26 protein-coding genes are annotated in these 24,150 nt (G+C 63.7%); 10 read left to right on the top strand and 16 right to left on the bottom strand.

Annotation, left to right across the window (positions count from 1 at the left end):
* Positions 1-364: 364 nt before the first annotated feature.
* On the top strand, positions 365-1,504 hold the full coding sequence (locus ACL0K2_RS09480; protein WP_045163612.1) for a CBS domain-containing protein: 1,140 nt from the start codon (positions 365-367) through the stop codon (positions 1,502-1,504).
* Positions 1,505-1,747: 243 nt separating this feature from the next.
* Here the strand turns inward: ACL0K2_RS09480 and ACL0K2_RS09475 are convergent, their stop codons facing one another.
* The 4 genes from ACL0K2_RS09475 to nirJ all read right to left on the bottom strand — a co-directional run bounded on the left by ACL0K2_RS09475 (position 1,748) and on the right by nirJ (position 6,293).
* The gene (locus ACL0K2_RS09475) at positions 1,748-2,608 is read right to left on the bottom strand and encodes a LysR family transcriptional regulator (RefSeq protein ID WP_413044288.1); all 861 of its coding nucleotides are present in this window, start codon (positions 2,606-2,608) and stop codon (positions 1,748-1,750) included.
* A gap of 109 nt (positions 2,609-2,717) precedes the next feature.
* Positions 2,718-4,211 (bottom strand): cytochrome D1 domain-containing protein, encoded by a 1,494-nt coding sequence (locus ACL0K2_RS09470; RefSeq protein WP_413044287.1) that lies wholly within the window; start codon positions 4,209-4,211, stop codon positions 2,718-2,720.
* Positions 4,202-5,047, bottom strand: a complete 846-nt coding sequence (cobA, locus tag ACL0K2_RS09465) for a uroporphyrinogen-III C-methyltransferase (protein ID WP_413044286.1) — start codon at positions 5,045-5,047, stop codon at positions 4,202-4,204. The genes ACL0K2_RS09470 and cobA overlap by 10 nt, the downstream gene beginning before the upstream one ends.
* A gap of 64 nt (positions 5,048-5,111) precedes the next feature.
* Positions 5,112-6,293: a heme d1 biosynthesis radical SAM protein NirJ gene (gene nirJ / locus ACL0K2_RS09460; RefSeq protein WP_413044285.1), complete on the bottom strand. Its 1,182-nt coding sequence runs from the start codon at positions 6,291-6,293 to the stop codon at positions 5,112-5,114.
* Between the two features lie 298 nt (positions 6,294-6,591).
* Between nirJ and ACL0K2_RS09455 the strand changes: the two genes are divergently transcribed.
* A complete protein-coding gene (locus ACL0K2_RS09455; RefSeq protein ID WP_045163607.1) occupies positions 6,592-6,822 on the top strand; it encodes a hypothetical protein in 231 nt (76 codons plus the stop codon).
* Between the two features lie 30 nt (positions 6,823-6,852).
* Here ACL0K2_RS09455 and ACL0K2_RS09450 read toward each other — a convergent pair whose 3' ends face one another.
* The 8 genes from ACL0K2_RS09450 to ACL0K2_RS09415 are packed head-to-tail and all read right to left on the bottom strand — an operon-like array spanning position 6,853 to position 12,358.
* A complete protein-coding gene (locus ACL0K2_RS09450; RefSeq protein ID WP_045163606.1) occupies positions 6,853-7,365 on the bottom strand; it encodes an Lrp/AsnC family transcriptional regulator in 513 nt (170 codons plus the stop codon).
* Positions 7,340-7,783, bottom strand: coding sequence for an Lrp/AsnC family transcriptional regulator (locus ACL0K2_RS09445; RefSeq protein ID WP_239610459.1), 444 nt, complete (start codon positions 7,781-7,783; stop codon positions 7,340-7,342). Before ACL0K2_RS09445 ends, ACL0K2_RS09450 begins: the two co-directional genes overlap by 26 nt.
* Complete coding sequence (locus ACL0K2_RS09440; protein WP_239610460.1) at positions 7,776-8,291, bottom strand: AsnC family protein; 516 nt, start codon at positions 8,289-8,291, stop codon at positions 7,776-7,778. The genes ACL0K2_RS09445 and ACL0K2_RS09440 overlap by 8 nt, the downstream gene beginning before the upstream one ends.
* The gene (locus ACL0K2_RS09435) at positions 8,288-8,746 is read right to left on the bottom strand and encodes an Lrp/AsnC family transcriptional regulator (RefSeq protein ID WP_413044284.1); all 459 of its coding nucleotides are present in this window, start codon (positions 8,744-8,746) and stop codon (positions 8,288-8,290) included. Before ACL0K2_RS09435 ends, ACL0K2_RS09440 begins: the two co-directional genes overlap by 4 nt.
* Position 8,747: 1 nt before the next feature.
* Positions 8,748-9,926 (bottom strand): cytochrome D1 domain-containing protein, encoded by a 1,179-nt coding sequence (locus ACL0K2_RS09430; protein WP_413044283.1) that lies wholly within the window; start codon positions 9,924-9,926, stop codon positions 8,748-8,750.
* Complete coding sequence (locus ACL0K2_RS09425) at positions 9,923-10,264, bottom strand: c-type cytochrome (RefSeq protein WP_413044282.1); 342 nt, start codon at positions 10,262-10,264, stop codon at positions 9,923-9,925. The genes ACL0K2_RS09430 and ACL0K2_RS09425 overlap by 4 nt, the downstream gene beginning before the upstream one ends.
* A gap of 16 nt (positions 10,265-10,280) precedes the next feature.
* Entirely contained in the window at positions 10,281-10,595 is a 315-nt protein-coding gene (locus tag ACL0K2_RS09420) for a c-type cytochrome (RefSeq protein WP_045163600.1), read from the bottom strand.
* 53 nt (positions 10,596-10,648) lie between these two features.
* Positions 10,649-12,358: a nitrite reductase gene (locus ACL0K2_RS09415; protein ID WP_045163599.1), complete on the bottom strand. Its 1,710-nt coding sequence runs from the start codon at positions 12,356-12,358 to the stop codon at positions 10,649-10,651.
* Between the two features lie 349 nt (positions 12,359-12,707).
* Here ACL0K2_RS09415 and ACL0K2_RS09410 point away from each other — a divergent pair, with 349 nt between their 5' ends.
* From ACL0K2_RS09410 to ACL0K2_RS09385, 6 genes are all read left to right on the top strand, one after another.
* Positions 12,708-13,514, top strand: coding sequence for a CbbQ/NirQ/NorQ/GpvN family protein (locus tag ACL0K2_RS09410; protein WP_239610463.1), 807 nt, complete (start codon positions 12,708-12,710; stop codon positions 13,512-13,514).
* Positions 13,498-14,082, top strand: a complete 585-nt coding sequence (locus tag ACL0K2_RS09405) for a cytochrome c oxidase subunit 3 (RefSeq protein WP_413044281.1) — start codon at positions 13,498-13,500, stop codon at positions 14,080-14,082. Before ACL0K2_RS09410 ends, ACL0K2_RS09405 begins: the two co-directional genes overlap by 17 nt.
* A 10-nt stretch (positions 14,083-14,092) precedes the next feature.
* Complete coding sequence (locus ACL0K2_RS09400; RefSeq protein ID WP_045163596.1) at positions 14,093-14,344, top strand: cytochrome C oxidase subunit IV family protein; 252 nt, start codon at positions 14,093-14,095, stop codon at positions 14,342-14,344.
* Positions 14,345-14,735: 391 nt separating this feature from the next.
* Positions 14,736-15,176 (top strand): c-type cytochrome, encoded by a 441-nt coding sequence (locus ACL0K2_RS09395; RefSeq protein ID WP_045163595.1) that lies wholly within the window; start codon positions 14,736-14,738, stop codon positions 15,174-15,176.
* Positions 15,177-15,179: 3 nt separating this feature from the next.
* Positions 15,180-16,607, top strand: coding sequence for a cbb3-type cytochrome c oxidase subunit I (locus tag ACL0K2_RS09390; RefSeq protein ID WP_045163594.1), 1,428 nt, complete (start codon positions 15,180-15,182; stop codon positions 16,605-16,607).
* Positions 16,608-16,688: 81 nt separating this feature from the next.
* Complete coding sequence (locus tag ACL0K2_RS09385; RefSeq protein ID WP_413044280.1) at positions 16,689-18,533, top strand: nitric oxide reductase activation protein NorD; 1,845 nt, start codon at positions 16,689-16,691, stop codon at positions 18,531-18,533.
* Between the two features lie 1,486 nt (positions 18,534-20,019).
* Here ACL0K2_RS09385 and ACL0K2_RS09380 read toward each other — a convergent pair.
* The 4 genes from ACL0K2_RS09380 to ytfE form a co-directional block, all read right to left on the bottom strand.
* Entirely contained in the window at positions 20,020-20,211 is a 192-nt protein-coding gene (locus ACL0K2_RS09380) for a DnrP protein (protein ID WP_239610466.1), read from the bottom strand.
* A gap of 135 nt (positions 20,212-20,346) precedes the next feature.
* Positions 20,347-21,030, bottom strand: a complete 684-nt coding sequence (locus ACL0K2_RS09375; RefSeq protein WP_413044279.1) for a Crp/Fnr family transcriptional regulator — start codon at positions 21,028-21,030, stop codon at positions 20,347-20,349.
* A 144-nt stretch (positions 21,031-21,174) separates the two neighbouring features.
* Positions 21,175-21,321: a hypothetical protein gene (locus ACL0K2_RS09370; protein WP_413044278.1), complete on the bottom strand. Its 147-nt coding sequence runs from the start codon at positions 21,319-21,321 to the stop codon at positions 21,175-21,177.
* A 55-nt stretch (positions 21,322-21,376) separates the two neighbouring features.
* Positions 21,377-22,048 carry an iron-sulfur cluster repair protein YtfE gene (gene ytfE, locus ACL0K2_RS09365; RefSeq protein ID WP_045163589.1) on the bottom strand — a complete coding sequence of 224 codons (672 nt, stop codon included), beginning with the start codon at positions 22,046-22,048 and terminating at the stop codon, positions 21,377-21,379.
* A 146-nt stretch (positions 22,049-22,194) separates the two neighbouring features.
* Here ytfE and norR point away from each other — a divergent pair, with 146 nt between their 5' ends.
* Both norR and ACL0K2_RS09355 read left to right on the top strand, forming a co-directional pair.
* Complete coding sequence (norR, locus tag ACL0K2_RS09360; protein WP_413044277.1) at positions 22,195-23,724, top strand: nitric oxide reductase transcriptional regulator NorR; 1,530 nt, start codon at positions 22,195-22,197, stop codon at positions 23,722-23,724.
* Between the two features lie 107 nt (positions 23,725-23,831).
* Positions 23,832-24,041 carry a hypothetical protein gene (locus ACL0K2_RS09355; RefSeq protein WP_045163587.1) on the top strand — a complete coding sequence of 70 codons (210 nt, stop codon included), beginning with the start codon at positions 23,832-23,834 and terminating at the stop codon, positions 24,039-24,041.
* Positions 24,042-24,150: the final 109 nt, after the last annotated feature.

Here is a 24,150-nt window from a genome sequence, read left to right as displayed (position 1 = left end):
ATCATCTTCGGATGCAAGCGAACCGTTCGCGAACGGTCTCGATCAGGTGTCGCACCAGATCGAGACCCTGGCTACCCATTCGCGGGAAATCAACGGCATCGTCGATCTCAACAGCGGCATCGCCAACCCGCTCGCGCTCAACGCCGCCATGAGACGGTGATGGCGAGGCTGCAGCAGTGGATTGTTAGCAAAATTATTGCATCGAAGGATCAATAGGATTCATTGGCGGCGCTGACTCGACGCACCGACAATGTGCGGCTGGGCTGGCTGTGCCTCTTTTTCGTGCACCGGTAAGCAGCCCGATTGCGGTATCGCGTCCTGCCGGACGACCGCAGTACGTCCTCCCTTCGATCAAGCAGGCCACATGCAACAACGTCTTCTCGACTGGTGCCGATCCTTCGCACCGGCGCCGCTTTCGGCACGTCCCGCGGAATGGCTGCGCGCGGCAATCGGTATTGGTCTGGCGCTACTCGTGGTTATCCCGGCCGGAGCCCTGCTTTTCGGTGTCTCGATCACCCTGCCATTGGCAGCGCCGACAGCCGCGTCGGCTGTATTGTTGTTTGCCGCATCGTCGAGTCCCTTCGCCCAGCCATGGTCGGTGACCGCCGGCAATCTATTGGCGACTGCGATTGGTGTCGCGCTGGGCGCCACTGATCTTCCGGTGGCGACGGCTGCCGGCCTGACCGGAACCTTGACGATCGTCTGCCTGTTCGGCCTGCGTTGCCTGCACCCGCCCAGCGCGGCGCTGGCGTTGGTGGCGGTGATTGGCACCCCGGAGCTACATGCCTACGGTTTTCAGTTGCTCTATCCGGTCGCATTCAACTCGCTGTTGTTGGTCACGGTTGCGTTGATCTACAACAACCTCAGCGGACATGCCTATCCGAAACCGCGCCCGCAAAAAGACAACCCGCATCACACCCATGATCCCTTGCCCAGCGAACGCATGAGCTTCAGCGAGGACGACGTCGAGCAGGCGTTGGCAGACTTCGGTGAGTACGTCGACGTGACCCGGGACGATCTCGCCCAGCTGATCAAGCAGACCGAAAAACATGCATTGCGGCGCAGCATGGGCGAGATCACCGCGGCCGATATCATGTCCCGCGATCTCTACTGGGGCACGCCGGATTGCTCGATTCAACGGGCCTGGCAAACCTTGCGCGAACACCGCCTGCACTCCTTCCCGGTGCTGGAGCCCGACAGCCAACGGCTGGTGGGTATCGTCACCCTGGTCGATCTGCTCAAGCACTTCCAGCCAGCGTCGGCACGGATCAAGTTCGGCCAGCTCAAGTTCCTTCGCGGCGTCCAGTTACGCACGATCATGAGCACGCCCGTGGTCTCGGTAACCCAGGACTGCCACATGGTCGACCTGGTGTTCCTCCTCTCCGACCGCGGCCTGCATTGCCTACCGGTGGTCGACGATCAGCAGCGGCTGGTCGGCATGATCACTCAGACCGACCTCATTGCCGCGCTCTACCGGAACTGGCTCAAGCATCTGCCCGACTGACTTGCGCCCTGCTGGTGCAGGCGGCAAGCCTACCCCTCGGCGAGCAAGCAGAGCCCTTGCGAGAGCGCCTGAACCATTGGTTGCGGTCGTGCATTCGTCTCCGCCGGATGTTCTAGAAGCGCTGAATCCGCCCTGCCTACCCGTGGCGATCCGGCTCATTGACGGGGCGTCAGCCGGAGCGATTCGCCCCCACGTGTAAGCGCGCTGGATGAAGTGGGCCGAGCACTCGAGGGCCGTGCCGGTTCAGATTTCATAGGTCCAGCGCGACCAGTCGTAATCGTCCCGGGCGACCTCGCGTAGCAGCTCCAGCGCCTTGAGCAGCGCCGGCGATTGCGCCGCACGAGAGTGGACCAGATAGACCGGATAGCTGAATTCCGGCGCCTGCTCGACGCGCTTGAGCACGCCCTCATCGAGATAGCGCTGCACCACACGCGTGCGGAAGTAGCCGCGCCCGCCGCACTGGACCAGATACTGCAGCGCCAGCGGGCCCAGGCTGAACGACAATGCGGCGCGCATGTGCCCGGGCAGCGACAGGTCGTGCTGCTGACGAAACGCCGGACCCCAGTCGACGTAGAGATAAGGATCCGGCTCGCTCGCATGCACCACCTGGATAAGTTTTTCCTCCAGCAACTGCTCCACCTGCAGGCCCGGCCAGTATTCGGGCTGATGCAGCAATGCCGCGTCCAGCGCGCCCAGATCGAGCTGCTTCTGCAGCTCATCGCCGCTGGCCACCTCGTTGCGCAGCGCGTGGTCGGGCATCACCTGGCGCAGGCGCTGCACCCAGGCGAGCATCAGCGGGTTGCACAGGCTCATCTCGGCACCGAGTGACAACAGCTTGTCGTAGCCACGCGGCAGCGGCAGGTCGCGTCGCGCCGTTTCCCAGGTCTGCACCAGCTGCGTGGCGTAGGCGACAAAGCGCTCCCCATCGGCGGTTAGCCGCGCCCCGGCGCGATTGCGTATGAACAGTCGGCAACCGAGCTGTGTTTCCAGGCTACGTACCCGCGCGGTCACCGCCGTCTGGGTGATGTGCAAACGGTCGGCAGTAGCGATGAAGCTGCCGCTGCGAATGATCTCGAGAAAAGTACGGGCGAGATCGATGTCCATGGGAAGGACTCATATCAAAGGGAATGATATGAAAGCAGGTTGGAATGATAAAAAACAACCGCAGACGCTAGGCCTCAGGCGCGGATAACCGCCTGAAGCCTGAGCCGATCTAGTGGGAGGTGCCTTCGGCAAACTCGATCTTGTTGCCGACGTTGTACTTGCCAGAGGGCTTGTTCATCGGGATGCGCTTGATCTCCTCCAGGGTCTTGGCGTCGTAGACGATCAGCGCGCCATTGGTATCCCAGACGCTGAGCAGGGCATAGCGGCCGTCGTTGGTGAACTCGACATGGGCGGCGTTCTTGCCAGGCATCGGACGCAGGGTATGGGCGACTTCTAGGGTCTGCTTGTCGATCAGGTGTACGGCGTCGTTGTTCGGGCCGAAGAACACGTCGGTCCAGGCGTATTTCGAGTTCAGGTGGCTGCGCATGAAAAAGCCCGGCCCTTCGGTGGGAATCTCCTTGACCAGCCTCCAGGTGTCGAGGTCGAGCACCGAGATCAGTCCCTTGCTGACGTTGGGTGTGGCGAAGATCCACTGGCCGTCGCGTTTCCAGTAAATGCCCGAACCGAGGTGCGGCATGCCCGGCAGCGGAATGTCAGTGACCGCCTCGCCGGTGTCCAGATCGATGACCTGGCCGCCGAGGGCCTTGCGCGAGGTGGCCAGCAGGTAGCGGTAGTCCGGGGTAAAGGAAAAGTCGTCAAGAAAGTCCGCAGCCGGGATGCGCCGTGGCTGGAAGTTCGGTGTGCCGGCATAGGACAGCTCCCAGGCTTCCTTAACGTCCTTCAGCGCGACCACGAAGCTGTCTCGCGGCGGCGCGGTGTAGACCGCGCTGACCCGCGACGGCGTGCCGTCGACGGCGACCGCCGGGATGTGCTTGACCAGCGACAGGTCACGGGCGTCGAGCAGCACCAGATTGCCTGGCAGGTAGTTGCCTACCAACACCCAGCGGCCATCATTGCTGACGGCCAGGTTGCGGGTATTCAGGCCGGCGCGCACCTCGGCGATCATGGTCAGGTTGTGAAGGTCGTAGACGCTGACCCAGCCGTCGCGCGAGGCGAAGTAGACGAAGCGGCCGTCCGGCGAGAACTTCGGCCCGCCGTGCAGGGCGAAGTGCGACGGGAAGTTGGCCAGCTCCTCGAAGCGATCACCGTCCAGCACGCGAACGTGGTGATTGCCGGCCTCGACCACGACGAACAGGTTGAGCGGATCGGCGCCGTGCTGCGGCGTGCTCGGCAAAGCCTTCACGTCGGCAAGGATTCGGTGGCTGGTGCGGATGTCATCGTCGCTCCAGGTCGGCGGGGTGGCGGCCGGCTGGTAGAGGTAGTTGACCAAGCCGTCGATCTGAGCGGCGTCGAGGCGATCGCCAAAGGCCGTCATCTGGCTGGCTGGCCGGCCGTCATGGATCACCGCGCGGGCCTCGTCCGGCTTGAGCCGGCTGAGGCTTTCCGGCAGCAACGCCGGGCCGGCGCCGCCGAGGCGGTTGACGCCGTGGCAGCTCAGGCAATGCTGCTCGTAGAGCGTGCTGGCCTGTTCCAGGCTGACCACCTCCGGCGCCGCCTGAATTGCGCCAGACCATGCCAAAAGAAGAACCGGGACTACTCGCATAGGGCCTCCTGTTGGACGGGTTGCGCCTGACATGTGGCCAGCATCCGAGCGGGGAACTCCAGTGCGGTGTCGGCGAACAGGCCGACCACCTGGCCGATCACGGTGAGCGTCGGCGGCAGCAGCTGGTGCGTCTGCGCCATGCCCGGCAGTTGCTTGAGGCTGCAGCGCACCACGCGCTGGTCGGCACGAGTGCCATTGCCGATCAGCGCGGCGGGGGTATCGACCGGAAGGCCGGCGGCAATCAGGTTGCGCGAGATCTCGCCGAGTGCGGCCAGGCCCATGTAGAACACCAGGGTCTGCTTGCCCTCGACCAGGCTGCTCCAGGGTAGTTGCAGGGCGCCGTCCTCCTGCAGGTGACCAGTAATGAACTGGCAGGAGTGCGCCAGGTCGCGGTGGGTCAGCGGAATGCCGGCATAGGCGCTGCAGCCAGCCGCTGCGGTTACGCCCGGCACCACCTGACCATTGATGCCGCGCTTCAACAGATACTCGAGCTCTTCGGCACCGCGGCCGAAGATGAAAGGGTCGCCGCCCTTGAGCCTCACCACACGCAGGTTCTGTTGCGCCAGGTCCACCAGTAGCTGATTGATCTGTGGTTGCGGCAGGCTGTGGTAACCGCTGGTCTTGCCGACGTAGTGGCGAACGCAGCCGGCCGGCAACAGTTGCATCAGATCATTGCTGACCAGGCGGTCGTAGACCACCGCATCGGCCTGTTGCAGCAGGCTCCAGGCCCGCAGCGTGAGCAGCCCGGGGTCGCCGGGGCCGGCGCCGATCAAGGCGACTTCGCCCGGGGCCAACGTGGCGCCGAGCGAAGCGGGGAGGGTGATTGGCTGATCCATGCGAACTCCTGAAATCTCGTCGGACTGCGGTAGGTCTTGGGCGGCCTCGGGGCCGCGCTCGGTATCAAATGGAGAGGCTGGGGATGCGCTGCGGTTGCGGCAAACCGATCTCCTGATCGCTGAGGTAGCAACCGGGGTCTTCGCCCCAGAGGTTTCCTTCGGCCCAGGCGCGGGTGCGGGTATTGCCGTTGCAGATCGACAGCCAGCGACACTCGGCGCAGCGCCCGCCAATGGCGCGCGGATGCTGGCGCAGCTCGGTGAGCAGCGGCTCGGGCTTGTCCAGCCACAGCTCGCGGAACGGCTGTCGGCGCACATTGCCGACGGTGTGCTGCCACCAGTAGGTGTCCGGGTGCACGTCGCCGATGTTGTCGATGTTGGCGATGCCGCTGCCCGAGGCGTTGCCACCCCAGGCACGCAGCATCCGCTCCAGGCGGTCACGGTGCTCCGGCAATCGCTGCTCGACCCAATGCAGCAGGAGCACGGCGTCGGCGTCGTTGTTGCCACTGACGAAATCGGTTTCGCGGCCGTGTTGCACGTCGGCCCAGGCCTGCTCGAACAGCTGGTACATGGCGTCGCGGGTCATTTGGTGATGGGCGTCGGCCTTGCGGCTGCGTTTGCCGCGCCCGCTGTAGTTGAGGTGCGAGAGGTAGAACTTCTGCACGTCGTGCTCGCGCATCAGCGCCAGCAGAGCCGGCAGTTGCGGGTAGTTGTTCTGCGTCAGGGTGGTGCGCAGGCCGACCCGGATGCCGTGCTGGCGGCACAGGTCGATGGCGTGCATGGACGCGGCGAAGCTGCCCTTGAGCTGGCGCCAGTCGTCGTGCACTGCTTCGAGCCCGTCGATGCTGATGCCCACGTAGTCGTACTTCGCCGCGGCGATCCGCTCGATGTTGCGCTCGTCGATCAACGTGCCATTGGTTGACAGCGCGACGAAGAAGCCGCGTAGGCGCGCGTACTCGGACAATTCGAAGATGTCCTCGCGCAGCAGCGGCTCGCCACCGGACAGGATCAGTACCCGTACGCCGGCTTCATGCAGATCGTCGATCACCTTGAGTGCTTCGGCGGTGCCCAGCTCATCGCGGAACACGCTGTCGGCGGAGGTCGCGTAGCAGTGTTTGCAGGTCAGGTTGCAACGGCGCAACAGGTTCCAGATCACCACCGGCGGGCGCGCCGCACCCGTGCTGCGCGCGCCCAGTACCGGCATGGCGGGCCGGGCGAGGGCGCGCAGGTAATGGCTGATTCTCAACATGAGCGTCTCTCCCCGCGTCACGCGTCTTGCGTGGTTCGATGGACGCAGCATCTCCGAGCGACACCGTCCAATCCTTGACTGGAAACAATAAAAGCCTTGGTCCTGGTAAGGACATGCGCCTTGAACAGACCTGAGCTGGGTTTGGCCTTCTTCACAAACGGAACGCGTGCCCATGATCTGTGGTGGACGCAAAGAAATCGGTCCCGATAATGTCGCAAGCGTCCCGTTTGGATGGGATGCGGATAAACACCTGGCCGGGTTCCCCGGCTTCCTTGCAGGGATTTTCAGGACACGCTGAATGAGCACCACCGAATTCGTTGCGCTTTACCTTCTCAACAGCGCGTTTTGGAAATGGATCATCAGTTGGGGCGGGGCCCAGTGGATCGAGGGCTGGAAGAGCATGGTCGTTCTGGACTGGTTCGCCTGGCCTTGGAATGCCGAGCAGATCCGCCTGTATGCGCTGGTAATGTGGGGCTTCTCCACGCTCTTCTTCGTGGTCGGTCTGTTCAAGCCCGAGTGGCGGTTCTGATGGCCCGGCTGCAGCGCGTTAGCGGCAGCGCTAGCGAGGGCTGCCCACACGCAATCCGGTCTTCTTGAGGATACGGCTGCTGACCAGCATCTCGTCGGCGCGACAGGCACTACCGAGCAAGGCGCGGATCTGCGCGCGGTAGCCGTCGATCTCTTCTGCGCTGCGGCCGTGCACCATGGCGAACAGGTTGTAGCGCCAACCGTCCTGCCGTGGCCGACGGTAGCAATGGCTGACGAAGGCCTGCTCGCCAATCAGCGGGCCGAGGCGGGCAAGCTTGGTGTCGTCCACATCCCAGACGGTCATTCCGTTGTGGCGATAGCCCAGGCGGTAATGGTTGGGAACCGCGGCGACGCGGCGGATAGCGCCGTCGGCCTGCAGCTGCTGCAACAGCGCCAGGGTGGCGTCGGCGCTGATGTCCAGACGCTCGGCGAGCCAGCCCCAGGGATCGTCCACCAGCGGCAGCCCGCCTTCGGTGAGCGACACCAGGCGGCCGGCCAGCTCGGCCTGCTCGGCGGGATCAAACGGCGAAGTGCAGGCCGACATGGTAGGTCTCCTCCTTGGGCAGGTTGAGCACCGGCAGGCCGGTCTCGGCTTCGATCCGCGCAATGGTCTCGGCAATGCCCTGCGGCGTGGCGCAGCCGAGCACGAACCACATGTTCCAGACGTGTTCGCGGCGGTAGTTGTGCGCTACTTCGGGCATGGCCGCCAGCTGCTCGGCGATACGATCGAAGCGCTCTTCCGGCACCGAAAGTGCGGCGAGGGTAAAGGCGCCGCCGAGGCGTTCGATATCGAACATCGGCCCGAAGCGGGTCAGGGTGCCGTCATCGAGCAGGGCCTGGACGCGTTCGCGCAGCAGCTCGGTGTCGGCATCCAACTCCTCGGCCAATGCCTGCCAGGGACGGCGGACCAGCGGCAGGCCGTGCTGCAGGCGATTGATCAGGCGCCGGTCGAGCTCATCCATGGGCGGCCACCGGGCGCGCGGGTGGGGCGTAACGGCCACCGCATTGCTTGAACGCACGGGTACTGAACAGCAGCTGGTGCGGCACGTCGCTGAGCCCGTGTTCGGCGAGCAGCGCGGCGATCAGCCGGCAGACCTGCTCGCGCTCGCGGCCGTGGACCATGCAGAACAGGTTATAGGGCCAGTCCGGCAGACGTCGCGGCCGCTGATAACAGAGGTTGATACCGGCGGCCTGGCCGAGACTGTGACCGACCGCGTCGACGATCTCGTCCGGGATATCCATCACCAACATGGCGTTGGCGCGAAAGCCCAGGGCGCGGTGCTTGATGACCAGCCCCATGCGGCGAAACAGCCCGCTGTCGTTCCAACGCCGGACCTGCTCCAGCACCGTCTCTTCGCTGGCGCCAATGCGCTCGGCCAGCAGCTGATAGGGGCGGGCGGCCAGTGGCAGGCCCGCTTCGAGCAGGCGCCGCAATTGCAGCGTCTGAAGATCGTCGAGCAGGGCGTTCATGAGGCGTCTCCGATGGGGAAGCCGAGGTCGATGCGGTAGGCGGCCTGCATCGGCAGATCGAGCGGCGTGAGTTCGGTTTCCGCCTCGATCCGTGCCAGCAGCGCATCGACGTGGGCGCGGTCGGGGCCGGTTACCACGAACCAGAGGTTGTAGCGATGCTCGCGCAGGTAGTTGTGGTTGACTTCGGGATAGCTGTTGATACGGGCGGCGACCGACTCCAGGCGCGCCTCTGGGACCGCCAAGGCGACCAGGGTGCTGGCGCCGGCGCGGCTGTGCTCGAACACCGGACCGACGCGCGACAGGCCGCCGCCGTGCTCCAGGCGTTCGAGGCAGGCAAGGACCTCGGCTTCGCTGCAGTCCAAGGCGTCTGCCATGGCGCGGTAAGGCTCGGCGCACAGTGGCATGCCGTGCTGGAAGCGGTCGATCAGGCGGCGGCTGAGCGGATCGATCTGCATGTCACAACCCCGTCTCGTGGGCGCGGCTGGTGAAGAAGATCCCGCTCGGGCTGTCGGCCGGCAGGCGCTTGATCAGCTTCAGCGCATAGGGATCCCAGACCTGCACCTCGTTGCCGTCGCGCACCGACAGCCAGAGCTGCTCGCCGCGTGGAGTGAACTCCATATGCAGCACCGCCGGGCCGGGTTCCAGCGTGCTGATGATCTCGTGGGTTTCGCTGTCGATCACCTGCACCTTGCCGTTGTCGGGGTGGGCGAAGTTGACCCAGATCTGCCGAGTGTCCGGACGCGACATGACGAACACCGGCTGGCCGGCCACGTCGATGGCATCGGTCTGCTTCCAGCTTTGCGAGTCCATCACCAGCACCCGGTGCTGACCGATGGCGGGCACGAAAGTCTGGTTGCCGGCGACCGTCCAGCCTTCAAGGTGCGGCATCTTGTAGACCGGCAGCTTTTCCTGGCCGCGGCCATAGCCGTCGATGATTCGCTCGACGCCGCGGGCGGTGTGCCAGAGGTCTATCTTGGCCATGCCGTCTTCGCCGAACAGACCGGCGATGTAGTAGCGCCCGTTGGGGGTCAAGAGGCCGTCATAGGGTTGTTTGCCGACGCCCTCGAAGCGGGTGATGGCCGGCGTGTTGCCCTGGCTGAAGTCCAGCAGCCAGGTTTCGTTGGTGTCGAACAGGCTGTAGATGAAGCGCCGCCCAGGGGCGTCGATGACGCCGACCACGCGGGAGTTGCGGCTGCCATCGGCCAGCGGTGTGGCCGGAATGTCAGCCACCAGCTCAAGGCTATCGGCGTCGAAGACCTTGACCCCGCCTGGTTCATAGTTACCGACGGCGATCAGGTGGCCGTCCTGGCTGATGGCTCCGCCGATGCTGTTGCCGCCCTGGATGATGCGCTTGTCGATGCGCTGGCGTAGCAGGTCGACTTTGGTCAGCCCGCCGTCGCGTCCGAAGACATAGGCGAAGCGTTCGTCGCGGGAGAACACCACCGACGCGTGCGACAGGTCGCCCAATCCTTCAATCCGGGCCAGGCGCGTCTGGCCGGTTGTTTCGACGATCTGCAGGGCGCCAGTGGCACGCTCTACCACCACGCCAAGGTCACCGGTGCCACGTAGCGGTTGTGCGGCGCAGGCACCGAGGAGCAGGCTGGCGGCGGCCAGCAACAGGGATGGGCGCATCATGGCGTGGATTTTCCTTCGATCAATCGGTCGACCAGCCAGACGATGTCCTGCTCGCTGAGCAGCGCGCTCCAGCCAGGCATGGCGGTATCGGGTCTACCGTGGGTGACGGTGGCGATGAGGATGTCGCGGGGTTTGCCGGCGATGGCGCTGCGGGTCAGAGCCGGACCCAGGCCACCGGTCAGACGCAGGCCGTGGCATGAGCCGCAGTCCTGCACGAGCAGATGCTCGAGTTGACCCTGGCGTTCGGCTGTAGGGCCGTCGGCCAGGGCAATGGAAAAGGGGAAGAGGGACACCAGGGTGAGCCCCAAACCGATGACTGCATGTCGGGACCGAATCATGATGTCCTCCTGGGCGTTACTTGAGGCTAAGAACCCACTCGGCGAGGGTTTTGGCTTCTTCTTCGGTGACAGGGTTTGGCGGCATCGGGATCTGGCCCCAGGCGCCTACGGTGCCATTCTTGATGTGACCGGCGAGCAGATCGGCAGCGCCGTCCTGTCCGGCGTACTTGGCGGCGACTTCCTTCAGTGCAGGGCCAACCATCTTGGCGTCGATGCTATGGCATGCAGCGCAAGGCTTGCTCTTGAACAGTGCTTCACCGTCCTGCGCCATGGCGGGCTGGAACAGCATCGCGCCGCCTAGGGCGAGCAGTGGAACCAGTACTTTCTTCATGAGTTACTTCCTCAAGGCTAGATGGGGGAGTCTGCGCTCCCCCGATGGGGCACTCAGTACACGTCGTGCTGAGTGTTGTAGACGTTAAATTTACCGGTTGGGGTGATCAACCTTTTGTCCTTGATCACCTTTTTCAGTTTTAGCGTCTTGTCATCGACCACCACGATCGCCGATTGCTCCTCTTGGCCGCTCCATACCGAGAACCAGACTTCGTCGCCGGCTTTGTTGTACTCCGGCTGCACGACGCGCTTGGCGCCTCCGGTCAGGCCCGACCATTCGCCAATCGGCAGCACAGTGTATCCGGCCCCCAGATCGTTGATGTCGAACACCGCGGCCGACTGGCTGATGTTTGCGTCAGGGTTGAATGTGGTGTCCAGGTAGATGTGATTGGATTTCGGGTGGGTCTTGATGAACAGCGAGCCGCCGCCTTGGCCCTTGAGCGTTTCGACCACTTTCCAGGCCTGGTTCGGGTGTTTCGCCGGATCGGTACCGATCAGCGAAATGGTTTCATCGCCCAGGTGGCTGGTGGCCCAGACCGGACCGAACTTGGGATGCACGAAGTTGGCGCCGCGGCCCGGATGCGGGATCTTGCCGACATCGACCAGCGCGGCGAGCTTGCGGTCCTTGGAGTCGATCACCGCGACCTTGTTGGAGTTGTTCGCCGCCGTCATGAAGTAGCGATGGCTGACGTCCCAACCGCCGTCGTGCAGGAAGGGCGCGGTGCCGATCATGGTGGTGGAGAGATTGTCGATGTCCTCGTAGTTGACCAGCATGACCTTGCCGGTTTCCTTGACGTTGACGATGAATTCGGGGTGCTCGTGTGAGGCAATGATCGCCGCTACGCGCGGTTCCGGATGGTATTCCTGGGTGCCGACGGTCATGCCGCGTGTGGATACGATCTGCAGCGGCTCCAGCGTTTCGCCATCCATGATGGTGAACTGCGGAGGCCAGTAGTCACCGGCGATCACGTACTTGTCTTCGTAGCCCTTGTATTTCGAGGTTTCCACCGAGCGGGCTTCGATGCCCACCTTGATTTCCGCAACCTTGATCGGCTCTTTGGCCCAAAGGTCGATCATGTCGATTTTGGCGTCGCGGCCGATCACGAACAGGTAGCGGCCGGAGGCGGACATGCGTGAGATGTGCACGGCATAGCCGGTGTCGATGGTCTTGACGATGTCCTTGGTCTTGCCATCGATCAGGGCGATCTTGCCATCGTCGCGCAGGGTGACGGAGAACAGGTTCGGCAGGTCCAGCTTGTTCATCTGCTTCTTCGGGCGGTCCTCGGGTTTGACCAGCACCGTCCAGGAATCCTTCATCTGAGCCATGCCCCACTCCGGCGGAGTCGGCGGGGTGTGCTGGATGAACTTGGCCATCAAGGTGATTTCATCCTTGGTCAGCGCATTCGACGTCCCCCAGTTGGGCATGCCGGCAGGCGAGCCGTAGGTGATCAGCGCTTCGAGATAGGCCTGTCCGCGTGCCTGAGTGATATCCGGGGTCAGCGGCTTGCCGGTCGCGCCCTTGCGCAGGACACCATGGCAGCCTGCACAGCGCTGGAAGTAGATCTCCTTGGCTTTCTCGAATTCGGCGGCGTTCAGATCCGGTGCTCCGGGCGAATGGACCACTTGGGCGCTGGCTGGGTCGACGGCAGAGGCCTGGCCCTTGTAGGCGGCATCGGCGTTTTCCGGATTCACGGCCGCCTGGGCAACTGCCAGACCGAGCAGCGAAAGGCCGGCGACGAGGCCTGCCAGTATTGGTTTGCTCATACTCTTATCTCCTCTGACCGCTTCGTGCGGTTCCTGCTAGTGACGGCGATGTGGCAGTTCCCGGGTCTTGCTGTGTGCGGTTGCATCCTATGGCGGGCTTTGGGCGATTGCGCTTGATGGCAATCAAGAGACCTGCCGTGATGCCCGGGGCGTGACGCCGTGTCGCGGGGGCCTGGCGAATAGGGAAGAAAAGCCGGCCGAACAGGGTTGTCTGTCGGCTCGCGAGGGCTCATTTGAGACTGGGCTTGACCGTAATCAAGCTTCGCTCGTGGATGCCTTGAGGGACGTATGACCCGACGGTTAGTTTGGCGGCAGATGCTTATCCAACCGTTGCCGTGAGGTATTGCCAATGAACGCGCCCGAGAATTTTGCCGACTTGCCTGGTGCTCCGTTCTACCAGTCGCTGGGCAATGAAGAGGTGCTCTTCGAGCAGGCCTGGCGGCACGGCATGCCGGTGCTGATCAAAGGCCCGACCGGCTGTGGCAAAACGCGTTTCGTGCAGCACATGGCGCACCGGCTGAACCTGCCGCTGTACACGGTGGCTTGTCACGACGACCTCAGCGCCGCGGACCTGGTCGGCCGCCACCTGATCGGCGCACAGGGCACTTGGTGGCAGGATGGCCCGCTGACCCGAGCGGTACGCGAAGGGGGCATCTGCTACCTGGACGAAGTGGTCGAGGCGCGCCAGGACACCGCCGTGGTGCTGCACCCGCTGGCCGACGATCGCCGCGAGCTGTTCATCGAGCGCACCGGTGAGGCGCTCAAGGCGCCGCCGGGCTTCATGCTGGTGGTCAGCTACAACCCCGGTTACCAGAACCTGCTCAAGGGCATGAAGCCCAGCACCCGCCAGCGCTTCGTGGCCATGCGCTTCGACTATCCGGCGGCCGCCGAGGAAGAGCGCATCGTCGCCAACGAGGCGCAGGTGGACACGGCCCTGGCGAAGCAGGTGGTCAAGCTGGGGCAGGCCTTGCGTCGCCTCGAACAGCATGATCTGGAAGAGGTCGCCTCGACTCGTCTGCTGATCTTCGCCGCGCGAATGATCCGTTCCGGCATGAGCCCGCGTGAAGCCTGCCTGTCGTGCCTGGCCGAGCCGCTGTCCGACGATGCGCAGACCGTTGCGGCGCTGATGGATGTGGTCGATGTCCATTTCGCATGAAGCGAGCGCAGCGACCCGGCGGCTGCCAGGCGACCTGGCCATGTGGTTTTTCATCCTGGCCGAGCTGACCGTCTTCGCCATTCTGATCCTCGTCTTTGCCGTGGCGCAGTGGCTCAACCCGGCGTTCTTTCGCGAGAGCCGGACGGCGCTGGACAGCTCCATCGGGCTGGCTCTGACCCTGAGTCTACTGACTTCCGGTCTGTTTGCCGCCCTGGCGGTCGAGCAGGTGCGCATGGCGCAGCCGCGTCGCGCGGCGGTGCTGCTGCTGACGGCGCTGATCAGTGCCTGTGTCTATGTGGTGCTCAAACTCAACGAGTACGGCCATCTGGCCGGGATGGGGCTGGGGTTGGAGCACAACACCTTCTTCACCCTGTATTGGATTCTCACCGGCTTTCACTTCCTCCACGTGCTGCTGGGCATGGTCATTCTCGGCTGGATGGCCGAGCGCTGTCGCCGCCGCGCCTACGCGGCGACAGACTGCTCCGGGCTGGAGTCCGGCGTGCTCTATTGGCACATGGTGGATATGGTCTGGGTGCTGCTGTTCCCGCTCGTTTACATCATCAATTGAGGAGGGGCGGATGTCCGCGTCGATCGTGCTGATCCTCTGCTGGCTTGGGCTTGCGGTCCTGACCACGCTCACCGTGCTGCTGGGCAGTTCCGGCTCGACCCTGCTGCTCGCCGCCGGGGTGCTGGCGGTTGCGCTGGTCAAGGCCTGGTTGATTTCCGACGGCTTCATGGAGCTGCGTCATGCGCCACGGATGTGGCGCTTGCTGCTGTTCTGTTGGCCATTGGTGATGGCAGGCGGGATTCTGTTGGCGATCAGCCTCTGACGGTTGCGTAGCCAGGGCAACCCGCGCAGCTCTGTCGTTACGCTTGCTCTGCCGTAGCGTCTGGTGGGCTGAACCCCACCGTAGCTACACGCTCGGCTTTACGCTGCGTCCACGCCGTGATGGAGAGCACGATCGTAGGGTGGATCACGCTTCACCGATCCACCAGACCTAAGCTCGGTGGATGTAAAAAGCGACATCCACCCTACGTGTGCAAAGCCCGCCCCGCGCGGGGTGCGGCCGGTTGCTCGTTTCGTTGGTCGCCTGCGTTGAGCTCCATCGTTCAGGGCGGTAAAGACCAACTATCACGTTCAGGTTTTTCTTGATTGTCATCAAGCAGGTTTCGATAGCCACCTTCTTAAACTGGCCACGCCAACGCCATGAGGAGGCGACCATGTCCGAGACCTTTACCAAGGGAATGGCCAGAAACATCTACTTCGGGGGAAGCGTGTTCTTCTTCCTGGTATTTCTGGGCCTGACCTATCACACAGAGCAGACCTTTCCAGAGCGATCCAATGAGTCGGCGCTGACCGAATCGGTGGTGCGCGGCAAAGCGGTCTGGGAAAACAACAACTGCATCGGCTGCCACAGCCTGCTTGGTGAAGGTGCCTACTTCGCGCCGGAGCTGGGCAACGTCTTCGTTCGTCGCGGTGAGGATGCGGCCTTCAAGCCCTTCCTGCACGCATGGATGAAGGCACAGCCACTCGGCGTTCCAGGGCGCCGGGCGATGCCGCAGTTCAACCTGAACGAGCAACAAGTTGACGATCTGGCCGAGTTCCTCAAGTGGACATCGAAGATCGACACCAACAACTGGCCGCCAAACAAGGAGGGCTGAGAGATGAGCATCATGAATCCGCATCTCAAATTCCAATCGCAGGCTGTCGCCAAACCCTACTTCGTGTTTGCGCTGATGCTGTTCGTCGGTCAAATCCTGTTCGGCCTGATCATGGGTCTGCAGTATGTCGTCGGTGACTTCCTGTTTCCGCTGCTGCCGTTCAACGTGGCGCGGATGGTTCATACAAACCTGCTGATCGTCTGGTTGCTGTTCGGCTTCATGGGTGCGGCTTACTACCTCATCCCTGAGGAAGCGGACCGCGAACTGCACAGCCCGAAACTGGCGATCATCCTGTTCTGGGTGTTCGCCGCCGCCGGCGTGCTGACCATTCTCGGCTACCTGTTCGTGCCCTACGCCGGCTTGGCCGCGCTGACGCACAACGAGCTGCTGCCGACCATGGGCCGCGAGTTCCTCGAACAGCCGACCATCACCAAGATGGGTATCGTGGTGGTCGCCCTGGGCTTCCTCTACAACATCGGCATGACGCTGCTCAAGGGTCGCAAGACTGCGATCAGCATGGTCATGATGACCGGCCTGATCGGCCTGGCGGTGTTCTTCCTGTTCTCCTTCTATAACCCGGAAAACCTGGCGCGCGACAAGTACTACTGGTGGTTCGTGGTGCACCTGTGGGTGGAAGGCGTGTGGGAACTGATCATGGGTTCGATGCTGGCCTTCGTCCTGATCAAGATCACCGGCGTGGACCGTGAAGTGATCGAGAAGTGGCTCTACGTGATCATCGCCATGGCTCTGATCACCGGCATCATCGGCACCGGCCACCACTTCTTCTGGATTGGTGCGCCTGAAGTCTGGTTGTGGCTGGGTTCGATCTTCTCTGCGATGGAACCGCTGCCGTTCTTCGCCATGGTGCTGTTCTCGCTGAACATGGTGAACCGTCGCCGTCGCCAGCACCCGAACAAGGCTGCATCGCTCTGGGCCATCGGCACTACCGTGACAGCGTTCCTCGGGGCGGGCGTATGGGGCTTCCTGCACACCCTGGCACCGGTGAACTACTACACCCACGGCTCGCAACTGACAGCCGCCCATGGTCACCTGGCGTTCTATGGTGCCTACGCGATGATCATCATGACCATGATCAGCTACGCCATGCCGCGCTTGCGGGGCCTGGGTGAAGCGCCGGATGCCCGCGCTCAGCGCATTGAGATCTGGGGCTTCTGGCTAATGACCCTGTCGATGGTTGCCATCACCCTGTTCCTCACCGCCGCTGGCGTGGTGCAGGTCTGGCTGCAACGGATCCCGGCGGACGGGGCGGCAATGTCCTTCATGAACACCGTGGACCAGCTGAGCGTGTTCTTCTGGCTGCGGTTGATTGCCGGGGTGTTCTTCATGATCGGCCTGGTCTGCTACCTGTACAGCTTCAGGCAGCGTGGCCGGGCGACTGCCGACGCGACTGCAGCTGTCGCTGCAGCCTGAGAGTGATTGCAACATGAGCAACGGCCCGGCTGACCCAGCGGGCCGTTGCCGTTTTTATACGGCGCAACGGAGTGATTGAGCATGGCTTTTACCATTGAAGTCGAAGAGTGGGTCGGCAGTGTCTGGCACCGCTTCATCACCCGTCGCGCTAGCCCGGATTTTCCCGAGGCGAGCGTCGCGCTGGAGAGCATGCAGCGGTCGCTGTCGGTGCTGTTCCGCGCCATGGGTGGCGCCAGCGGCGTCGGCGTCGAGGCTGCCAATGCGCGCGATTTGATGCTGCGGCGCAACCTGCTGCAACAGGTCGCCGGGACCTGTAAACAACTGCCGGTGGCGTGGTGCGACGCGAACAACCTGCGCTTACCGCAACGCCTCGCGGTCTATCCCGAAGTTTCACTCAATCAGGATCTGTATCGCTGGCTGGCGCTGCTCGCAGCGCAAGCGGGCGAGATGCGTCACTGGGCGCGCGACAACCAGCGCTGGACCCAGTCCATCCTCCAGCGCTTCCCGGCCATGCGGCCGCGCTATGAACGGCTGGTCGAGGCGCACCTGCAACTGCGCCCGGACCCGGCCAGCCTACCGCGTGCCGAGGGCGCGCTGGAGCGGGCGCTGTGCCAGGCCTTGCGCGAGCCGGGCAGTGTCACGCAGTTCCCGCGCAGCGAAGTGGCGCCATGGCCGCTGCCGATGTGGCTCTATCCGGCGGAAAATCTCGGCGTGCCGCAGGCCACCGAGCTAGCCGAGGAGGATCAGGACAACCATCTGCAGGCCCCGCCCACCGAGCAGAAAGGCCTGCGTAAGCGCGCCAAGCGGGTCGAGGACAGCACCAGCAAGGGTGGCCTGATGCTGTTCCGCCTGGAAAATCTGTTCAGCTGGTCCGAGCACGTCGAGCTCGATCGACAGGGCGACGACAGCGAAAACGAGGATGCCTCCCGCGTCGCCGAAGACCTCGACGAGATCGCCATGTCGCGCCAGCGCATGCGCAAGGGTGGCGGCCTCAAGCTGCACCTCGACCTGCCGCCAGCGGACGTCGATGACATCCCGCTGGGCGAGGGCATCAAGCTGCCGGAGTGGGACTATCGCAAGCAGCGCATGCAGGAGAACTTCGTCAGCCTGCAGACGATGCTGCCGCGCGGCTCCGAGCCCATGGGCCTGCCGCTGCGGCTGAGCCCGCTGGCGCGCAAGCTGCGCCGGCAGTTCGAGCACCTGCGCAACGACCGCCAATGGCTGCGCGGGCAACCCCAGGGCTCGGAGTTGGACATGCAGGCCTGGCTCGACTTCCACGTGGAGCGCCAGCACGGCCAGTGCGCCGAGCGCGGGCTGTTCATGGAGCAGCGGCAGAACCGCCGCGACCTGGCCTGCCTGCTGCTGGCCGACCTGTCGATGTCCACTGATGCGCACCTGGACGACGAGCACAAGGTGATCGATGTGATCACCGACAGCCTGCTTCTGTTCGGCGAGGCGTTGTCGGCGGTCGGGGACGATTTCGCCCTGTACGGATTTTCTTCACTGCGCCGCCATCAGGTGCGCATGCAGGAGCTCAAGAGCTTCAAACAACGCTACGGCGACGACACCCGTGGGCGCATCCAGGCGCTCAAACCCGGCTACTACACCCGCATGGGTGCGGCCATCCGCCAGGCCACCGAACTGCTCGGCAACTGCAAGCAGCGGCGCAAGCTCTTGCTGCTGGTCACCGATGGCAAGCCCAACGACCTGGACCTGTACGAAGGCCGCTACGGCGTCGAAGACACCCGTCAGGCCGTACTGGAAGCTCGGCGCCAGGGGCTGCTGCCGTTCTGCATCACCATCGATCAGGAAGCCGGCGACTACCTGCCCTACATGTTCGGCGCCAATGGCTACACGTTGATCAAGGACCCGCAGCAGCTCCCGTTCCGCCTGCCGCAGCTGTACAAGCAGCTGACCCAGCGGTAAGCGCCAGGATGGAAAACGGACGAGGCGCGGTGTTAAGAGATGCGCTTTCGGAGGACTGGAGGACGCGTCCATCACTCAGTGGCCGGTAGGGTGGATGTCGCGCTTCACATCCGCCGTGGCTTCGCTCGGTGGATGGCCACCCCGTGGATCGGTGAAGTGTGACCCACCCTACGATGCTTTTGCGGGAGCCCTCGGGGCGAAGCTTTTCAGACACCGAGCTGCGGCCATTCGCCGCGGGTCGCGACTCTTACAAGGGCGGCGGCATGCACGACTGCTTTATTGTGGGAGCCCCGCCCTCGGGGCGAAGCTTTTCAGACACCGAGCCGGCGCCATTCGTCGCGAGTCGCGACTCCTACAAAGGCGGCGGCATGCACGACTGCTTTTGTGGGAGCCCCGCCCTCGGGGCGAATCTTTTCAGACACCGAGCCGGCGCCATTCGTCGCGAGTCGCGACTCCTACAAGGGCGGCGGCATGCACGACTGCTTTTGTGGGAGCCCCGCCCTCGGGGCGAAGCTTTTCAGACACCGAGCCGGCAGCCATTCGCCGCGGGTCGCGACTCCTACAAGGGCGGCGGCATGCACGACTGCTTTGTTGTGGGAGCCCCGCGCTCGGGACGAAGCTTTTAGCACCGAGCCGCAGCCATTCGCCGCGGGTCGCGACTCCTACAAAGGCGGCATACACGACTGCTTTGTTGTGGGAGTCCCGCGCTCGGAACGAAGCTTTTCAGACACCGAACCGGCGCCATTCGTCGCGAGTCGCGACTCCTACAAGGGCGGCGGCATGCACGACTGCTTTTGTGGGAGCCCCGCGCTCGGGGCGAAGCTTTTTAGCACCGAGCCGGCGCCACTCGCCGCGGGTCGCGACTCCTACAAAGGCGGCATACACGACTGCTTTGTTGTGGGAGCCCCGCCCTCGGGGCGAAGCTTTTCAGACACCGAGCCGGCGCCATTCGCCGCGGGTCGCGACTCCTACAAGGGCGGCGGCATGCACGACTGCTTTGTTGTGGGAGCCCCGCCCTCGGGGCGAAGCTTTTCAGACACCGAGCCGGCGCCATTCGTCGCGAGTCGCGACTCCTACAAGGGCGGCGGCATGCACGACTGCTTTTGTGGGAGCCCCGCCCTCGGGGCGAAGCTTTTTAGCACCGAGCCGGCGCCATTCGCCGCGGGTCGCGACTCCTACAAAGGCGGCGGCATGCACGACTGCTTTTGTGGGAGCCCCGCGCTCGGGGCGAAGCTTTTTAGCACCGAGCCGGCGCCACTCGCCGCGGGTCGCGACTCCTACAAAGGCGGCATACACGACTGCTTTGTTGTGGGAGCCCCGCGCTCGGAACGAAGCTTTTCAGACACCGAACCGGCGCCATTCGCCGCGGGTCGCGACTCTTACTGCTTTTGTGGGAGCCCCGCCCTCGGGGCCAAGCTTTTCAGGACGGCAGGATAGGCAAGCGGCGTTCCGCTTCTGTGCATCACGCGGGCAGTGTGGCCGCCCCTTAGAAGAAGTGGCGCGGCAACCAGACGATCATCACGGCACAGAACACCGTCAGGCCGATGCAGAACCAGAAGAATTTGCGTTGGCGCCGTTCGCCAGCGGTATCGGCGTGGGCGGGGAGGGGCATACCGCAGTTGCTGCATTCGGCTTCCTGCGGCGGGTTGGGTTGCTGGCAGTACAAGCACTTGGGCATGGGCGGCGTCCTCTTTACGTCAGGTCCAGCTTGCCATCCCTGGCGACCGATCAAGGTTGACCGCAATCAACCGCCTGAAAAAGCCGCTCGGCCTGGACGGGCAGCCGACCGGGGGGAGCGGGCGGTTGCTGCCGATCACTCGAACTGTTCGAGGCGCTGGCGATCGAGGATGGTGATCTGCCGGCCTTCCTGGATGATGATGTCTTCGTCGATCAGGCGACGCATGATGCGCGAAAAGGTTTCCGGCTGGATCGACAGGTGGCCGGCGATCAGCTGCTTGGCCATCGGCAGCTCGAAGCTGTTGCTTTCGTCCTTGAGTCGCGCCAGCTGCGTCATCAGGTAGCGCACCACGCGGTGGGTGGCGTTCTTCAGCGACAGCGTTTCGATCTCGTTGATGCGCTGATGCAAGCGCACGCTGAGCTTGCCGAGTAGCGCGAAGGACAGCTTCTGGTTGGCTTCCAGCAGACGCATGTAGGCCGTATTGGAGAACCGGTAGACCTGGGTCGGGCAGACGGCCTGGGCCGAGGCGACGTAGTTGGGTGTGTCCATGAGCATCATCGCTTCGGCAAAGGTCTGCCGGTTGCCGATCACCTCGAAGACCTTTTCCTGCCCGTCCGGGGTCAGCCGGTAGATCTTAACCGCCCCGGAAATCACGAAGTAGAACGAATGGGCCGGTTCGCCCTGATGAAAGAGGTTGTCGCCCTTGTCGAGATTGAGCAGCTGGCTGGCGCTCATCAGCTGGTCCATCTGTTCGTCATTCAAGGGCTCGAACAGGTGATGGCTACGGAGGATCTGGTTGTGTACGCGATGAAGCACCATGCAAGGCATCCTGTTTTCTAATAATCAACCGCCCTCGGACGGGTGCCGTACCGGTTCACAGGTGTCGGCGTCGAGGTTTTACTGAGCCTAGCCCAGGCGTGGGACTGAAGTATTGATGCATGCCAAGTGTTGAAACGCATGGCATCAGGCCCGCCAGGGTGAGAGCGTTTTCGTTCCGCTGACGGCTGCTTGTGTGGGGCTGACGACCAGATCGAGTGCCACACCGCTGGCCAACGCCAGCATCGACGCCATGGCCAGGCCCCACACCAAGGGCTGAATCACTGCTTTCATACCGCCTCCGTTACTACAGGATGGGGCCATCTGGCCCGCGTGGCTCGTTGTCGCCTCAATGTGCAGCGGCGTTGACGAACAGGATGTTGTTCTCGAGATGAATGTGCTGCATCAGGTCGTCGCGCAGCTCCTCGAGCCCGCGATAAAGCGCGCGCCAGGTGTTGCAGGCGTTGGCCGGCGGGGTGATGTCATGGGTCAGCTCGGCCAGGCGCTCCAGCGCGGCGCCGTGCTGGTCGTGCTCGTAGCGCATCACCGCGATCGGGCCCTGGGTCGGCGACAGTTGGATGTTGCGGCGCAGCATCGGGAACAGAATCTGCTCCTCCTTGAGCATGTGGCTTTCCAGCTCCTGCTGCATGCGCCAGAGGTGTTCGGCGAGCCCGGTCGGACAGTCAGCCTTGTTGCCGTGTACCTGCTCGACGCGGCTGGCCAGGCGGATCAGCTCTGGGAGCTGTTCACGATGCCGTTCGTGAAAGCGTTCGAGAATGTATTCGATGAGCTCGGCGACCGATTCATTGCGCCAATCCAGCTCGGTTGTCGAGTTGATACTCAGTGCCGCGAGCTCGTTGGCTATGGTTTGCGCGTCCAGGTTGCGCTGCAGCGCCGCGTCGCGCAGCGGGATGTTGCCACCGCAGCAGAAATCCAGTTTGTACTGGCGGAACACGCGGGTGGCGCCGGGGATGAGGCAAGCCAAGCTGCCCAGGGTCTGCTCGGTAAGCGCGATGTTCATGGCGGCGTATCCGTGAGTGGAGATACAGGAGAAGGGCAAGCTCCGTGCCATAGCTAACCGGTTGATTCATAAGGACCTAAATTTAGGCTTGGTGAAAACTACCTGACCGGTATAGGGTTTAAAAAACCTTGAGGGTAGTTCGCACCATGATGGAAGAAGCACTGCTGGCCGATCTTGTCACCGAGCTGCCCAATGCGGTTCGCCTGCAACGACTGGTGCATACCCTGCACGAACGCTTCCGCTGTGGCGCGGTGGTGTTGCTGCGCCTCGATGACGACACGCTGCGCCCGTTGGCCGCGGTGGGGCTGGTGCAGGAGGCGCTTGGCCGGCGCTTCGTGGTGGCGCAACACCCGCGGCTCGCTGCGATCCTCTCGCAACGCGAGCCCACCTGGTTCGAACCCGATAGCCGGCTGCCGGACCCTTACGACGGGCTGCTCGACGAACGTGCCGGCGAGCCTTTGCCGGTACACGATTGCATGGGCGTCAGCCTGTTCGTGGAAGGCAAGCTATGGGGCGCGTTGACCCTCGATGCGTTGCACGCCGGAACCTTCGATGACGACGCGCGGCGCGACCTGCAGCGCTATACCCTGGTGATCGAGGCGGCGATTCGTATCACCCGGCTGGAGCACGAAAATCGCGGCCTTCGGCTGGCTCGCACCGATGTGCTGGAACCCACCGAAGTGCCGGGTGACGGTGAGATTCTCGGCCAGAGTCAGGTGATTTCCGAACTGCTGCGGGAACTGAAAGTGGTCGCCGACTCCGAACTGCCGGTGTTGCTGCTGGGCGAGACCGGCGTGGGCAAGGAGCTGTTCGCCCGTTGGTTGCACCGCCATTCGCGCCGCCGCAACAAGCCCCTGGTGCTGGTCAACTGCGCCGCATTGCCTGAATCGTTGGCCGAAAGCGAGCTGTTCGGTCACGTCAAAGGTGCGTTTTCCGGTGCCACCACCGATCGGCCCGGCCGTTTCGATGCAGCCAACGGCGGCACTCTGGTGCTCGATGAAGTGGGCGAGTTGCCGCTGGTGGTCCAGGCCAAGCTGCTACGCACCTTGCAGAACGGAGAAATCCAGCGTCTCGGGGCCGACAAGCCGCGGCAGGTCGATGTGCGGATCATCGCGGCGACCAATCGGAATCTGCGCGAGAGCGTGCGCGACGGGCATTTTCGTGCCGATCTCTACCATCGCTTGTCCGTCTACCCGGCACCGATTCCGCCGCTGCGCGAACGCGGCAATGACGTGCTGATCCTGGCCGGCTACTTTCTCGAGCTGAACCGCGCCCGGCTGGGGCTGCGCAGCATGCGACTGTCACCTGCCGCCGAGCGCGCGTTGCTCGGTTATGGCTGGCCGGGCAACGTGCGCGAGCTGGAGCACGTGATCAGTCGCGCGGCGCTGCGACTGCTCAGCCGTGGCGCGTCACGCAGCGAGATCCTCACCCTGGAGCCCGATCTGCTCGATCTGGACAGCACGCATGCCGCCTCGCTTGCGCCGATTGCCGAGGCCCAGCCGCAACCGACGGAAGTGGAAATCGTCTCGCTGCGCCAAGCCGTCGATGACGCTCAGCGCCTGGCGATCGTTCGCGCCCTGGAGGCCAGCGGCGAGAACTGGGCACAGGCAGCCCGCTTGCTGGATGTCGATTCCAGCAACCTGCACAAGCTCGCCAGACGGCTGAAGCTCAAATAGCCCCGACGTGGTTGCAACCGTTTCATCGCAATTGCCGCCAATCGGCGCGAGTCGTCTCGACAGCTCGCTGGTCTAAGCTGCTGACATGACCTATCGAGGAGACTTCCATGGCTCTGGACCATGACCAGTTCGACGCGCTGCTGACCGAGGCGCTGGCGCATGCCGAGCGCGCCGCCAGCGAGAATAATCCACAGCACTACCAACAGGCCTTCGTCGCCAGCCTCAAGGCCATGCGTCTGCTGGCGGACGAATCCGGTGCCTGGCGGCAGATGGTGGCGCGCGCCACCGAGGAATTCGAAGGCGACGAGGGAATATAGACCGAGGCGCTGGAGGCTGGCAGCAAAAGCAGAAGCTGGGCTGTCGGCGGATCGGCATGCGCGGCTTAGCGAGCTTGTGGCGAAAACGCAGCCGGAGCCTCGTGAACAA

Source organism: Pseudomonas sp. YJ42 (assembly GCF_047225135.1).
Lineage (GTDB): Bacteria > Pseudomonadota > Gammaproteobacteria > Pseudomonadales > Pseudomonadaceae > Stutzerimonas > Stutzerimonas stutzeri_E.
This window is presented reverse-complemented; position numbering and strand designations above follow the sequence as displayed.

What these genes read in the sequence shown, in the direction of transcription:
- ACL0K2_RS09470 (WP_413044287.1), bottom strand. Translation starts at nt 4,211, where the DNA reads ATGCGAGTAGTCCCGGTTCTTCTTTTGGCATGGTCTGGCGCAATTCAG.
- ACL0K2_RS09425 (WP_413044282.1), bottom strand. Translation starts at nt 10,264, where the DNA reads ATGATTCGGTCCCGACATGCAGTCATCGGTTTGGGGCTCACCCTGGTG.
- ACL0K2_RS09440 (WP_239610460.1), bottom strand. Translation starts at nt 8,291, where the DNA reads ATGAACGCCCTGCTCGACGATCTTCAGACGCTGCAATTGCGGCGCCTG.
- ACL0K2_RS09415 (WP_045163599.1), bottom strand. Translation starts at nt 12,358, where the DNA reads ATGAGCAAACCAATACTGGCAGGCCTCGTCGCCGGCCTTTCGCTGCTC.
- ACL0K2_RS09380 (WP_239610466.1), bottom strand. Translation starts at nt 20,211, where the DNA reads ATGCCCAAGTGCTTGTACTGCCAGCAACCCAACCCGCCGCAGGAAGCC.
- ACL0K2_RS09385 (WP_413044280.1), top strand. Translation starts at nt 16,689, where the DNA reads ATGGCTTTTACCATTGAAGTCGAAGAGTGGGTCGGCAGTGTCTGGCAC.
- nirJ (WP_413044285.1), bottom strand. Translation starts at nt 6,293, where the DNA reads ATGTTGAGAATCAGCCATTACCTGCGCGCCCTCGCCCGGCCCGCCATG.
- ACL0K2_RS09455 (WP_045163607.1), top strand. Translation starts at nt 6,592, where the DNA reads ATGAGCACCACCGAATTCGTTGCGCTTTACCTTCTCAACAGCGCGTTT.
- ACL0K2_RS09370 (WP_413044278.1), bottom strand. Translation starts at nt 21,321, where the DNA reads ATGAAAGCAGTGATTCAGCCCTTGGTGTGGGGCCTGGCCATGGCGTCG.
- ACL0K2_RS09405 (WP_413044281.1), top strand. Translation starts at nt 13,498, where the DNA reads ATGTCCATTTCGCATGAAGCGAGCGCAGCGACCCGGCGGCTGCCAGGC.
- cobA (WP_413044286.1), bottom strand. Translation starts at nt 5,047, where the DNA reads ATGGATCAGCCAATCACCCTCCCCGCTTCGCTCGGCGCCACGTTGGCC.
- ACL0K2_RS09430 (WP_413044283.1), bottom strand. Translation starts at nt 9,926, where the DNA reads ATGATGCGCCCATCCCTGTTGCTGGCCGCCGCCAGCCTGCTCCTCGGT.
- ACL0K2_RS09435 (WP_413044284.1), bottom strand. Translation starts at nt 8,746, where the DNA reads ATGCAGATCGATCCGCTCAGCCGCCGCCTGATCGACCGCTTCCAGCAC.
- ACL0K2_RS09410 (WP_239610463.1), top strand. Translation starts at nt 12,708, where the DNA reads ATGAACGCGCCCGAGAATTTTGCCGACTTGCCTGGTGCTCCGTTCTAC.
- norR (WP_413044277.1), top strand. Translation starts at nt 22,195, where the DNA reads ATGATGGAAGAAGCACTGCTGGCCGATCTTGTCACCGAGCTGCCCAAT.
- ACL0K2_RS09480 (WP_045163612.1), top strand. Translation starts at nt 365, where the DNA reads ATGCAACAACGTCTTCTCGACTGGTGCCGATCCTTCGCACCGGCGCCG.
- ACL0K2_RS09445 (WP_239610459.1), bottom strand. Translation starts at nt 7,783, where the DNA reads ATGGATGAGCTCGACCGGCGCCTGATCAATCGCCTGCAGCACGGCCTG.
- ACL0K2_RS09400 (WP_045163596.1), top strand. Translation starts at nt 14,093, where the DNA reads ATGTCCGCGTCGATCGTGCTGATCCTCTGCTGGCTTGGGCTTGCGGTC.
- ACL0K2_RS09355 (WP_045163587.1), top strand. Translation starts at nt 23,832, where the DNA reads ATGGCTCTGGACCATGACCAGTTCGACGCGCTGCTGACCGAGGCGCTG.
- ACL0K2_RS09375 (WP_413044279.1), bottom strand. Translation starts at nt 21,030, where the DNA reads ATGGTGCTTCATCGCGTACACAACCAGATCCTCCGTAGCCATCACCTG.
- ACL0K2_RS09475 (WP_413044288.1), bottom strand. Translation starts at nt 2,608, where the DNA reads ATGGACATCGATCTCGCCCGTACTTTTCTCGAGATCATTCGCAGCGGC.
- ACL0K2_RS09390 (WP_045163594.1), top strand. Translation starts at nt 15,180, where the DNA reads ATGAGCATCATGAATCCGCATCTCAAATTCCAATCGCAGGCTGTCGCC.
- ACL0K2_RS09450 (WP_045163606.1), bottom strand. Translation starts at nt 7,365, where the DNA reads ATGTCGGCCTGCACTTCGCCGTTTGATCCCGCCGAGCAGGCCGAGCTG.
- ytfE (WP_045163589.1), bottom strand. Translation starts at nt 22,048, where the DNA reads ATGAACATCGCGCTTACCGAGCAGACCCTGGGCAGCTTGGCTTGCCTC.
- ACL0K2_RS09395 (WP_045163595.1), top strand. Translation starts at nt 14,736, where the DNA reads ATGTCCGAGACCTTTACCAAGGGAATGGCCAGAAACATCTACTTCGGG.
- ACL0K2_RS09420 (WP_045163600.1), bottom strand. Translation starts at nt 10,595, where the DNA reads ATGAAGAAAGTACTGGTTCCACTGCTCGCCCTAGGCGGCGCGATGCTG.